Source organism: Pseudomonas sp. Y5-11 (assembly GCF_022368695.1).
GTDB classification, from domain to species: Bacteria; Pseudomonadota; Gammaproteobacteria; order Pseudomonadales; family Pseudomonadaceae; genus Aquipseudomonas; species Aquipseudomonas parakoreensis.
In genome coordinates, this window is record NZ_CP058974.1 from 6,349,608 (window position 1) to 6,361,934 (window position 12,327).

Consider the following 12,327-nt stretch of genomic DNA (forward strand, 5'->3'; position numbering starts at 1 on the left):
AAACCGATTTGAGTGTCCAAAGTAACGCTCCTTAGAGTTCAAAATCAGCTGGGTTAAGGCCCAGCTCAAGGCAGACCAAACGGCAGGCCGCTTTTTCTTGGGCGTCAAAGTCGCCGTCCGACGCACCGATGGCACAGCCCACGCGCACCAGGAGTCGGGACGCGCCGGCATCGTTCTTGATCTTGCCGATGACCTTCAGTGCTTCGGCTTGGCCGAGTTGAAAGTCGAACTCGAACTTTTCACAGTGTGCGTTGAACGCCTTGATCACATCGCCCATGTCGAAAACTTTCAACTCAGGCGAGTTTTGGATGAAGCCGGTCATCTTCTGTTTTTCCTCAGAAGAGATACCGCCGGATGCAGCTGAGATGAGAGCGCAATTGGCGGTCATCGCATCTAGAAATTTCTGATTCTTGAACTTCGAAACTTCGGTAGTTAGTGCTTCACGCGCTGCTGCTGCGTTTTGCTTAAGCCATGCAAACATGTTGTGTTCCCCCAAGGGCGGGGTCGTATGACCCCGCCATGATTTCTATTTGGACCCTGCAGTCCACCTCATGCCCCAGCCATAAGCCTGGTCCATGAGTTTGTGGCCTCGGTGGAAGTCCACCCGCCGAGAGACCTTAACGGCACCGTTCACGTTTTCAAGCATCGCTATGGCACACATTGGTTCACGGCCACCCTCTTCATTGAGACGCACCTCAATGTCAGGCTGACCAGGAATGTAAATAGTCACCACTCCATCGGTTTCTTTCCAAGAAGGCGAGCCCTCATAGATGAAGGCGAACACTAAAATGCGGCGAATTTCACTCCATTGTTTGCCATTGATATGCAACCACTCGCCACCGGAAACAGAGCCAGTACGGTCATCGCCCATCAGCTGTATGTATGGTTCCCGATTGAGACTGCCGAAGGACTCCCCGAGGGCTTGAACAACGCCCTTCTCGCCGTCTTGCAGCTCGTACAGGCAACCAACGTCCAGGTCGACGGATTGGCTTCGCTTGAAGAAGCCGCCCGAGCTGCCTTTGTTCCAGTTCAAGTTCACCTTGATTTCGCCGAAACCGGCTGCCGTCTTTTCAAGACTGATAGACGATCGTGTTTTATCGAGGGTGACCTTGCTCAGACTAATCGTAGATTTAGGTGCAGCGGCCGGAGCAGGCGGCGGCGTTTGTACCACTGGAGCAGGTGCAGGTGCAGGGGCCGGCGCTGGTGCGGCGACCTCTACACCAAAGTGCTTGGCCAACGGCTCAAGGCCGCCATTGAAGCCCTGGGCCACACAGCGGAATTTCCAGTCACCATTTCGGCGATAAAATTCGCCGAGGATGAGTGCTGTTTCCTTCATGCCACCGGTTGGGATTTGAGCTTCAATTCCACCCGTCACCACAACCGAAAGTTGTGACACGCGCTCAAAGCTCGCCTTGTTCTCGTAGATCGTGGCAGTGAGCGCCACTTTCTCAACTGCAGACTCAAGACGACTCGTATCGAGTGAAAATACTGCGCGCCCAGCCGAGGATTCGGTCAGCTGAACAGCGCCACCCAGAATTTGAGGCTGGCCATAGAAACACATGTCGCCATCGCCTCGGACTTTGGCCGAGGCGCCCAGTGCGAAGGCCGATACGTCAATGTCGGCCCCCGGGATAGGCGAGTAATTGATATCAACGCGAAGCTGGCCGCTGGCAACCGGCGCATTACCACCAGGTACGAGATTAGCCATTAGCGTAACGCCTGAACGGCCAGAGTGATCAGGTCGTCAGCAGTACGACCATTCGTGGTGGTGCCGATCGCCTTGAATTCCCAGTCGCCATTTTCGCGAGCCAGGCTCGCCATGACGATGCCGGTGTGCCCACCTTTTTCAGAAAGGTTGAAGCGTGCCAGCTCGGTGTTGTTGCTGCCATTCACGATACGGCAGTAGGCCTTTTCGACCTTCTCAAAAGACTGGCCCGTGAATGAATTAACGGTAAAAATCAAGTACTTAACGGAGGCTGGCAGGCGCTGCAGGTCGACATTAATGGTCTCGTCATCGCCTTCGCCATCGCCGGTACGATTGTCACCGGAGTGCTTGATCGAACCGTCCTGGGACTTCAGTTGGCGGAACCACACCAGGTCGATTTTTTGGTAATCGCTGTTCAGCAAAATGCAGGAAGCGTCGAGGTCGATCTCGGAACCACCACCAAACATCTTGCCGAGGAAACCGCCCGCCTTGACTGGGTCCCAACCCAAACCAAGGCTGATGCTGGTCAGCGAACTGCCGGCCGTTTTAGCTAGGGAGATGGATTGCTGTTTTTGCAGGGTAAGTGCCATGGTTACGCTCCTTGTTGGTCATCAGTGTTCGCGTGTCGATCAGGGTTGACCGCCACTTGCAGGTTAGCGTGCGCGACATTGCTCACACCCAAATTCCCGCTTCTATCTGCCCGCAGGCGAAGACGGCGCCATGCGGGGTGAAAGTGTCGCCAGTGTGCTTCTTGCGCCGCGGCCAACAACTCGAAATCACCGCGGGTGTCACCCCATGCTTTAAGCCGGTACTGGCCGAGCGGCCCATACACAGCCTCAAGTCTGAGTACTTTGTTCTCGCATCTGCAGTTGTTGCCAGTCATGCGTCCGGTCAACAGACCGTCTACCGCCTCAAGCTCGGTGCCGATCAACTTGATGCCAAGTCGATCCGCAAACGGCTGGAGCACCAACGCTGGGGACGCGGAGCAGAGAGTAACTACTGCACCTGCCTCTACTTCGGCGGCGACAGATTTTAAACCTGAAGGGCGCATGAGCTGTTCCCAAAACAACCCGCAGAATTTCACGGCCTGCTCCTGCACCCATTTCATTTCTACGCCTGTAAGAAACGTGCTGATCAGCTGTGCTTTCAACTCATCACGATTCAAACGCCGAGCCAGGAATCGAACGCTTGGCAGCGCAAGCCGCAAAATGCGTCGATTGAATTCCCGGGGTCCGAAGGCAAACTTCAGGAATGGGACGAAGCTATCGTGCCGGGTCAGCGTGCCGTCGAAGTCAAAAACCGACAGCACCTGACGCCTTTGCCCGCCAGCATCGTCAAATCCCATTGTCATCGCGCGGCCTCGGCCAAACGGATAGGCGCCTCAATAGGTCCTACATCCGGTTGCCGAACTCCGTGCCACTCTGCTCTTTCAAGGATGTTGACCGCCCATTTGTAATGGGTCGCAGGCTCGCACATGGCATCGTTGTGCTTGAACACTGCCGGAGCAACTTCACTGACAATCATCCTGGCGCAGTTGAGGTCTTCGAGGCTTACGCGCAACGCGTCCTGGATCGTGTTGATCTGAGATGGATGAATCGCCGTCTTCCCTACCAAGCCATGGGCGATGTCGAGTTCCAGCTCCTCCATCAGCAAATGCGGTGTCGCGAGTTGTTCGAACACCGGTGCCGTCAGTGCGAAACCTTGAGACCCCATGACGCCTGCCAACATTGGGATCACGTAGCCCATTGGGGTGCTGTAGAGCGTTGTTGCGGGATTGCGACGAAGTCCAAGACTTCCCATCAGGTCGTTCCCGCCGATACGTAGGGCGATAATTCGCTGATTCAGGTTCGCCTTCAGCGCCTGGCCCAACTCGACCATTCCACCTGGGTTGAACACGTCTGTAGTTTCCAGCGTCGGCATGAGGTACAGCGCCGGGTTTGTAACGGCCTGTTCCCAATCTCCAAGGTTGCGCAGGGTCAATTTCGGCACAACGAACCCATCGACGTGGGCCATCAATGGCCATTCATTCAGCACGGCAGCCATCACCGAGTCTCGGGGGCGAACAAACAGCAGCGGACCATCAGACGGACGCCCACCGCGCTCGTTGATCGCGGTCAACAGGCCATGCAGATTTTTCAACGCCGTGTCGACGTCAATTTCCGCGACCGCATCCTCCAAGCAAACAACCAGAGAACGCAGTTCAGGCAGTTTTGTGCGGAAAACCACTTCCAGCAGATCCGCACGTGTGGCCGGCATGTAGAGCGTTGCCCCCAGGGCATAAGGAGAAAGGACTTTCATCAGCTCACACTCCGAATGATGGTAACCGCCCGGTAAGGGCCCAATGCAGCACCGACCTCTTCCACAGCCACCCCAGCGCCCTCAGTCAGGTGCATGAGCAACTGAACATCGCTGTCGCTACGGCTGCGAACCAAGACGTGATCCGGTACGCGACGCAGTACCGCGCGGGTTGCTTCGGCAATACCTGGCTTTACTCGGTTGAGATTGGTAATGCCGAACTGGGAGGCCAGCGACTTGACTACGTGCGCAGCTGCACCCTGCAATTCAAAACGCTGGGTGTCGGTCCATGGCGAGGCTTGAGGAACCGCCCCCAGCGCCTTTCGCTTCTCGTCGATCTGCTCGATGAACTCGCGGGTTAAATCGTGCTCACGCAGATGGTCGTAAACCACACAACCATGCAGGCCTCCATTCGCGGGCCAGATGGAGCGCGAAACCAGACCAGACACCGTCGCACCAAGGATGCCGGAGGGGATAACCCAGTCTTCAGCCGACGCGGACAACCACGCCCGGCCGCAGGGATCTGCCAGCACAACAAGCCGAGGTTCCTCAGGAAAGCGTGAGTCGCCATTGAGGCTGCGCTGAATCTCACCAGAGATAGCGCCCTTCCCTGTCCAGCCATCGACGAAGACGATGTTCTCGGCACCATGTGCCTGAATGATGGCTTCGAGGGCGACCTTATCTATCCCCCGATCCCGAACGATGCTGATTCCGTAGTGGTGCGCATCTCGACCCATGTCGAGCAGGGCCCGACGCAACAACACGCCGAGCGGCAGGCCAGCACGAACGAAAGACACGAGAACAATTGACGGACCCGTGCATGCCTCGCTCAGCGCCAGCGCCAGGGACTGAACGTCCATGGCCATGCGGGTACCGTTTTGTTCAAGTGCGCGCTCGTATAGGGCTTTATGCACGTCAGTCGGCGCACTCTCCAGGCTGATCATTTCGGAGTAGTGCTTCTGCTTCGACTGAATCAGACGCTCCTTCTCCAAGACATCAGTGGTTTCCATCTGAACGGCCTGCAGCAGAAACTGAACATCATCTGCTGCATAGCTGCCGCTCCCTACGGTAACCAGACCCGCAACGGCCTTAGTCATGGATTTTCACCCCAACCAGCTTGGCCAATTGGCTACGCGCAGGGGTCGCCCACATATGACACTCCTGCATGAAACCGAGGTCAGTGATGCTGTCCCCAAAGCCCAGCACAGGACGCTCACCATTGGCCTCACGATCACGGCGCAACAATTCTTGAACGGCCACTTCCTTCGACAGGCCCAGCGGCAAGAACGCGAGGTTGTTGGAATTTCCGTGGATGTGCATCCCTTCCAGTAAACCGCGAGCCTGTACTTCCGCGAGTACCGTTTGCAGGACTTCATCGTTGGATTCGTTGTGCTTGGTCACCACGTAGTGGCGCAGGCCTTCTTCCTCGACAACCCATCCGCGCAAGGAAATGCCAAGCTCCTTACCAATGGCGAGGGTTGCTTCACTGAGGCCTGGCAAGCGAGCCTGATAGTCAGCAAGAACATCGCTCATGCGTGCTTGCCATTCCTCGTCAAGCTTTCCATCAGGACCAAGGATCACGCCGCCATGGGAGCAGACGGCACCGTGCATGAAAGGCAGTTGCACACGACTGAATGCTTCAACGCTGCGCGCTGTAACTGGGATCACGTCGGTTGTGGATAGGAGCCAATGGGCAAGGGAATGTTGGACAGTGCTCATGTAGCCATTGGGTTGACCCTCGATATCGAGAGTCGCAGTGACCCGCGGCAAACCTTCTGGCATTTTGCGAGCAGTCTGGAACAGGGTGTCGTCGAGATCGACCAGGGCGAGGGGGCGCTTATTGACCATCGACAATCACCTCCGCGTTCAGGGATTCAATCAGCGAGGCGGACACAGCCTGCACAGGTGTTTCCGAGCAAATCAGGACGCGATCAAACTGTCCGGGGCTCACGTTGTAGAGGAAGTTGGGGATACCGAGACCGTAGTTGTCCGCGAACGACAACACGTGACCGATGGCATGGCCCAGAGCGATTGGCGAGCGACTGGTTGAACTGAAATGCACATCTGCGCCAGCACGCTCTAAGCGTTCAGCGAGCAGAAATGGACGCCAGACGAATTCACTGGTACCGACCACAAGTACGCGCTCACCTGCTTTGACGTTCAGGTCCAGAGCCAGGGTGTCTTCTACGACGCGAATACCATGACGCCCCCAGTCACTCTCCGCCATCAACGGCCACTCACCAGGCTCGATGGTACCAACGGCCGGCATTTCCGGTAGCGGCGCCTCAGCGTCCTCGTGGAAGGTGTACGAACCCTGCAACAGCGATACCTGATGTGCCGAGTCCCCAATGGTTTTGCGAACAGCATCGCCGGACCAATCCGTCAGTACGCACGTCACCACGCGCTCGACCTGGGTCAGGCCGGCATCGACCAGCGCACGGTGAAGATTGATGAAAGTTTTGCCGGTGGAGGCTTCGTCGTCGACCAGCACCAGCGAACGGGCATTCAACATCATTTCCCGAACATCGGGATCGACAGGCAGATGAATGAGATGAGCGCTGGCGTGGCTATGCTCTTCTTCAAAACGGGCGAACAATTCATTGCCCGTCGGGTGACGTGTGCTGACCATGTAGACGGTGTCAGGGCGGGTCGCGCTGAAGGCACGATGTACGCCGGCACCCAAGCCAACTGCTGTTTCCGCCATGCCGATAACGAGCACAGGCCCTGGCAGATCTTCAGGTATTTGCGCCGCGAGACTGTGAAAGCTCGCGTTCATGATCGAAGGACGCACAGGGATATGGCGGCCCAGTACTTTGGACACGAATAGAAACGCACGCTTGGGATTACGGCGCTCGGCGAAACCGAACAATGAGCCCGGGTCGATCTGTGAGGCATCGACGGTGACATCGAGACGCCCGCGCATCAGTTGTGCGCTTAGCGCTTTTGTTACTGCGTTACTTTCCATGAAACAAATTCCTAGGTTAGCGTGAGGTCGATAACCTAACGTCTCGTCCGCAGCTTTCAAGTCAAAATAGGGGCTAAAAATTCTTGGCTTCGACGCGCCACATAGATGCTTGGGCCGAGCGAGCTAATTCAGCAGTGGTGAACGTCTTGCTGTTGGATGTTTGAGGTGCATCGACGCGGCACGCATCCAGAAAGGAGAGGAGCAACGACGCCTTAACCGCAAAATTCATATTTTGAGCATCAGGCATTGTCGACGTGACCAAACCGACTACGGCACCTGATGAATCAAACAAGGGAGATCCGCTAGAGCCTGGTTGAATGGCCGCGGTAAATTGCAAAAGGCTTGAATCGTTGTGGAGGCCAAACAACGCCGACACACCACCCTGGGTAACGTGCACACCGCCGCCGGCAAAACCTGACAACGGGAAACCCAAAGCAACAACAGATTCGCCTAGGTCACAGCCAAAGCCCTTTTTGAAGGACACTGGTTTCAATGTGGGGGATTCCATGACTCTGAGGAGAGCGATGTCGTTACGCTGATCGATTACGACTGGCTCCGCACGATAACGACCCTCAAAGGAGGAAATAGATATCTCACTCATACCCTCGATTACGTGGGCACAGGTGAGCACATGGTTCTGCGAAACAGCGAAGCCGGTACCGGTTGCTCCCGTGCGCGATCGATCAGGATCACCTGTACGACTGCGCCCTTTGGGATGAGCGTCATTGATATCGATGCCAATCCGACGCCCAAGGGCTGCCAACCCATAAGCCGAACCCTCAGCTAGGGCACGAAACTTCCATTGCTGATTACGGATGTAGAACTCGCCGATGATGATCGCCGCTTCACCGTTATCGTGAAGGTCCAATCGGTATTCGATCTGTTCGTCCACAAGCAAATGCAACGAACGAAGCTCGCTTACCGGGCCGGCTGCGGAAAATGTGTACGCGATAAGAAGCACCCGATCGCTGCCGGGCGGGAGGGCTGACAGGTTCAACTTACAACCAACCTTCGCTTGGTCGCCGCTCCACTCCATCCATGACTGTGTAGTCTGGAATAGTGCAGCCTCACCAGTGGGTTGGCGTTTGTCATTTACCGGCAGTATGGCAATCGCCGCGTACTCCCCGAAAGCCGAGGAGTTTCCGCATTCCAGAGTCCATTCACTCCGTGCACCTGATACCGCGGTGTTTACGCCTGGCGCGAGCACCATCATTCCTTGATTACTCCTTGAGTGCTAAAACCACCGCGCTGCAATGGTACCAAACTTCAGGTTTCTCGATGCCTCAGGATGTCATTTTGGCACTACAGCTGCAACGGTGACCCCTTTCACACGTACGTCTGGCCGCCAAACGGTAGCTGGCTCAGGGAGATTCAGGCGGCGAGTAGCAAATATGCCCGCCAAATTGACGCCAGCCTCCCGGGTATAACCAACGCCACCAGAGTAGCGCGGGTTGATTTCCAACAAGTGGGGTATACCCTGCGCATCATCCTTTGTCTGAACGTTCACAATGCCGTCACACTGGAAATGCTCGGCCGCTTTGAGTGCAAGCTCAACCGCTGCACCATCGTTTTCAAAAATCTGATGGACGCCGGTCTTCCTCCGGGCCACGAACGCGATCGCTCGGCCAGCCTCGCAGACCATATCGACCGAACACTCGCTCCCGGGCATGTAAGGCATCACAAGCATCGCTGGCGGCGTTGCTCTTTCGCTGTAAGCACGCATGTATGTAGCGAAATTCGCAACCCGTGCATCGGGATCAGCAAAGCAGCGAAAGGGATCAGCACCCTCTTTGAAACGCCAAAAGCCTTGGCCATAGATGCCGACTGCAGGTTTTACGCAGACCTCACCCGACGCCGAAAGAGTTTCGTAAGCAGCAAACATATCCTCAGCATTCGTAGCAGTGATCGCCGGCACGCAAGCCAAGCCAGCACGCTCTGCCTCAGCAGTAAACCTGCTCTTGTCATCAACGAGGTCGAAGGTTCGCATCGATGTCCCACCGGTTACCAGCACCAGGCCAGCTTCCTCGAATCGAGCCCGGGCCTGCTCAAATACACCCCCCAATCGACCTGCCAGGATTACTTTGATGCCATAGGTGCGTGCAGTCGAAATCACCCACGAGATCCGCTCTTCAGCACCACGAGGCTCGGTGAAACTAATATCTGCACCGGCCGTGATTTCAGGGCGATCGTCGCGATGCGAGGCGAAAATCTTCACCTCAGGTGGCAGCGCATCACGCGCACCTTGAATAATGTCGCGCTGGCTAGACTGCCCTTCGAGAAACCAAATCATGTTTTAACCTCACTTGTAGATGTGCACTGACAGTCAAACCCGATGACGGGGACTGACAGCATCCGATAAGTTCAACCGGAACATAACGAGTCCGGCCGTAGCGTCAAGGCAATGCAGCGCGTTGTTCCAGGAGAGCGTCATCACGAGACAAGCTCCCATCCACAATTTCGGTTTTCAGCTTTTAAACTGGACCGCTTGCATGCGGTTCCTGCGCTCGTAAAATAATTCGGGACGGTGGTGGTGAGGCAAAACTAGGCGAGGTCAGCCGGAGAAAAACAAACAGCATCGTCATTTTCGAGTCGAGTCCAGTTAAGAATGGGCACCGATCGCAACATTTTTCTAACAATTCTGCAGCGACATCAAGTAAATCGTCCACAGACATTCTATTTCAGCGTATGAAGCTGCAGGGCAACTGAAGCTCACCCCGTACCGTCCTCAAGTTTTGAACCAGTATCGACCCCGGGATAATCTATACCACCACCTGGAGTCCGGCGACTAAAGGGTCAACAACTACGCGATTGGGCAAAATTCCGCGTATCCACATTCCATGAAACGAGGACACCCGTGAAGGTCCATTTCCGCATAAGCCAAAACCCGCTCGCGCGCACCAGATGAGTGGCCGGGGATTAACAAACTCGAAGTAACTGCGTGCGGTAGTGTTGCGAAAAACTAAGCTCGTATGCAGGTCCAATCACGAAGTCTTTAAGAGACGCTGAAGAGCTATGACCAGCTTGATCTGGATGCATAAGGCCGAACCCGATCTCCAGATCGCTCCTCGACTCAGCATCGCCACTTCCAAACTCGTAGCTGACGGAGTCACTCGGCGCCCCCCGTACCAAGCTGAGCACAGCATGGGAATCTGGCAAGTCATCAGCTACCCGCTCAGAAAACTGCTGAAGCGTTGGTTCCGCCAGGACGTAAAGCCATGCTTCGTTGTCAGTCGTAGTTGAACGACGCAGGATCCGTCCTAGAACTTGTCGGTAGTATAATTCGGTCCTGATCCGACTCAGGTGACAGCACACCTGTAACCTAGGGATATCCGTCCCTTCACTGATCATCCCAACAGCGACTATCCAAGGACAACTGCTGTAGCGAAAGTCGTTGATTACCTGCTGAGCATTGGGAGTCTTGTTGGTTACGACTTGGCACATCTCACCTTGGTGCCGGAGCATAGCCGCGATCTGATGGGCATGTTCAATGTTCGTTGCTACCACTAGGCCGCCGGCGTCAGGCTTCACCTCGCGAATCGAATTAAGCTTGTTACACCCCAAGAGCAGTAGCTACTTGAGAATATCCTCATGACATAAAAGATCTTCGTAGGACACAGGAGAGTCGGCCAAAAGCCTGGCTATGTTTGGGAAAATCGTGACCGTATTCTCGCTTGCAACGGCCTCAGAAAACCTAACCATTTGATTGTCAAGAATGACTATCCGAGGCGATCGACAAACTTGGTCCGCGATTGCCTCTGGCAATCCATATCGATAATCGCAGATAAGATTTGCCTCAGGCGTGGAATAGCGTGCCAAGGCGATTGCCTTTTGATCAGATCGCCAAGGAGTACCCGAAAGTGCAAGCGTGCATGCTGCGCGATCTTGAACTCTCTGAATGATCTGTTGGCCCCAAGCATTGCTTAACAGCGCATCGTGGCCTGCACAGTGATGTATCTCATCAAATACGGCGAATATACGATGCTCATCGAAGAGCCTCCAAAACGCCTCATCCCGATACTCCATACCTTGATAGGTACACACAGCACCCACAGCGCCGATTAACCCATCAAGCCGTCTCCCGAGCACTTCGGCAAACGTCCGACGGAAGCCATCTACCACTTGTCGAGATGGAGCGAAACAAAGGATCAAATCAATTTCATTGCGCTCGAGCAGCACCTTGGCTAGCTCTGCTGCCATTCGCGTTTTTCCCGAACCTGGTGTTGCTTGGCAGAAGAAGTGAGGGTTACCGCGATAGTGCTCAAGCGCGGTTTCTATACATTCCCTTTGCCACTCTCGAAGAGATTTTGTCATGCCGCGGCAATTGCCTTGAGCGAGTTTTCAAGCGCACGAAGATGCCCCAGCAACCGAGAGCTGCGGTCTCGAACCTCATGGTATTCGCCTTGAAGCCGGGCTCTTAAAACAGGGATCTCCTCAAAGAGCTGTTTGTAACGCTCCGTTTCCCCCATTGAGGACAGGAGGTCTAGGCGAGTCTCTTTTAGCATTTCTTGAAGACGGCCTTGGTCGTCCGATTCATTTTGTGCTGATCGTGTTGGCAGCTCGACCAACGGACCTTCAACGCTTTCAGAGTGAAAAGGGGATGAGTTGTCAGGTCTTTGAAATCGGGAAGCAACCAGCACAAGGTTTATATGGGCCGGCATTTCCAACAGATGGAAGAGCTGTCCACGCTTACTGAGTTTCGGCGACTTCACAACCCAGCCGGCACGAATCAGTCGACGGATTTGCTCATAAACGTAAATCCGAACTGCGCCCAGCTCATAGCCAGGGAAGTCTAGAGTCGCTGCATAGGCATCTCGAAGCTGGCGAGTCGTGAACCGCTGATGTATTTCTTGGCAAAGCAAGTCGTACAACTGCCTGTCGAATTCGAATGAATCATGTTTCATGCAGGCACCCAGAGTTCCGCGAACAAAAATACGGATTATAGTCCGTGGCTGATTCGTCCGCAAACGCCCGATAGTGCTGCCTCAAGCAGGTTGAGGCAGCTATGGGGAAATTGGCGAAGGCCTTGGGAACGAAGATACGGGAAGCAAGGAAGGCTAAGGGCTTGTCCCAAGACGTCCTAGCTCTCGTCTGCAAGGTTGATCGTAGCTATATGGGGCGCATCGAACGTGGAGAGGTAAACATAACGGTCGAGAAGCTTTATCAGATTGCTTTGAGCCTAGGGTGTGAACCAGGGTCACTTCTGCCGACAGTGAACGAGCCCCATGAAAGACAGGACACCGTTTCCCCCTTACGATAAGGGATAGGCAAACGGTTATGTTTATGACTAATAGCAACGACAAGAGTGGGGAGCTTTTGGGCCAAGAGCGGCGGCGCCGCTGGAGCCCGGAGCAAAAACTGGCCA

Annotated in this window: 12 protein-coding genes and 1 pseudogene; 1 reads left to right on the forward strand and 12 read right to left on the reverse strand. The window is 55.1% G+C overall.

What is annotated here, in order from left to right; genetic code table 11:
- Nucleotides 1-31 precede the first annotated feature (31 nt).
- From HXW87_RS28610 to HXW87_RS28665, 12 genes and pseudogenes are all read right to left on the reverse strand, one after another.
- A complete protein-coding gene (locus HXW87_RS28610; protein WP_033896478.1) occupies nucleotides 32-481 on the reverse strand; it encodes a tellurite resistance TerB family protein in 450 nt (149 codons plus the stop codon).
- A gap of 45 nt (nucleotides 482-526) precedes the next feature.
- Complete coding sequence (locus HXW87_RS28615) at nucleotides 527-1,708, reverse strand: TerD family protein (RefSeq protein WP_033896477.1); 1,182 nt, start codon at nucleotides 1,706-1,708, stop codon at nucleotides 527-529.
- Nucleotides 1,708-2,295, reverse strand: coding sequence for a TerD family protein (locus HXW87_RS28620; RefSeq protein ID WP_033896476.1), 588 nt, complete (start codon nucleotides 2,293-2,295; stop codon nucleotides 1,708-1,710). Before HXW87_RS28620 ends, HXW87_RS28615 begins: the two co-directional genes overlap by 1 nt.
- 2 nt (nucleotides 2,296-2,297) lie before the next feature.
- Nucleotides 2,298-3,056: an HAD family hydrolase gene (locus tag HXW87_RS28625; RefSeq protein WP_042561213.1), complete on the reverse strand. Its 759-nt coding sequence runs from the start codon at nucleotides 3,054-3,056 to the stop codon at nucleotides 2,298-2,300.
- Nucleotides 3,053-4,003: an HpcH/HpaI aldolase/citrate lyase family protein gene (locus HXW87_RS28630; RefSeq protein ID WP_042561214.1), complete on the reverse strand. Its 951-nt coding sequence runs from the start codon at nucleotides 4,001-4,003 to the stop codon at nucleotides 3,053-3,055. Before HXW87_RS28630 ends, HXW87_RS28625 begins: the two co-directional genes overlap by 4 nt.
- Nucleotides 4,003-5,097 (reverse strand): cysteine protease StiP family protein, encoded by a 1,095-nt coding sequence (locus tag HXW87_RS28635; RefSeq protein ID WP_042561215.1) that lies wholly within the window; start codon nucleotides 5,095-5,097, stop codon nucleotides 4,003-4,005. Before HXW87_RS28635 ends, HXW87_RS28630 begins: the two co-directional genes overlap by 1 nt.
- Entirely contained in the window at nucleotides 5,090-5,848 is a 759-nt protein-coding gene (locus HXW87_RS28640; RefSeq protein WP_033896472.1) for a hypothetical protein, read from the reverse strand. The genes HXW87_RS28635 and HXW87_RS28640 overlap by 8 nt, the downstream gene beginning before the upstream one ends.
- Entirely contained in the window at nucleotides 5,838-6,965 is a 1,128-nt protein-coding gene (locus HXW87_RS28645; protein WP_042561216.1) for a phosphoribosyltransferase domain-containing protein, read from the reverse strand. The genes HXW87_RS28640 and HXW87_RS28645 overlap by 11 nt, the downstream gene beginning before the upstream one ends.
- A 73-nt stretch (nucleotides 6,966-7,038) precedes the next feature.
- Entirely contained in the window at nucleotides 7,039-8,178 is a 1,140-nt protein-coding gene (locus tag HXW87_RS28650; protein ID WP_042561217.1) for a trypsin-like peptidase domain-containing protein, read from the reverse strand.
- A 78-nt stretch (nucleotides 8,179-8,256) separates the two neighbouring features.
- Nucleotides 8,257-9,255: an ATP-grasp domain-containing protein gene (locus HXW87_RS28655; protein ID WP_033896469.1), complete on the reverse strand. Its 999-nt coding sequence runs from the start codon at nucleotides 9,253-9,255 to the stop codon at nucleotides 8,257-8,259.
- A 626-nt stretch (nucleotides 9,256-9,881) separates the two neighbouring features.
- Nucleotides 9,882-11,276, reverse strand: a pseudogene (locus HXW87_RS28660) (DEAD/DEAH box helicase family protein).
- Nucleotides 11,273-11,866, reverse strand: coding sequence for a hypothetical protein (locus HXW87_RS28665; protein ID WP_033896466.1), 594 nt, complete (start codon nucleotides 11,864-11,866; stop codon nucleotides 11,273-11,275). The pseudogene HXW87_RS28660 and the gene HXW87_RS28665 overlap by 4 nt, the downstream one beginning before the upstream one ends.
- Before the next feature lie 101 nt (nucleotides 11,867-11,967).
- Here HXW87_RS28665 and HXW87_RS28670 point away from each other — a divergent pair, with 101 nt between their 5' ends.
- Nucleotides 11,968-12,222: a helix-turn-helix transcriptional regulator gene (locus tag HXW87_RS28670; protein ID WP_095669281.1), complete on the forward strand. Its 255-nt coding sequence runs from the start codon at nucleotides 11,968-11,970 to the stop codon at nucleotides 12,220-12,222.
- Nucleotides 12,223-12,327: the final 105 nt, after the last annotated feature.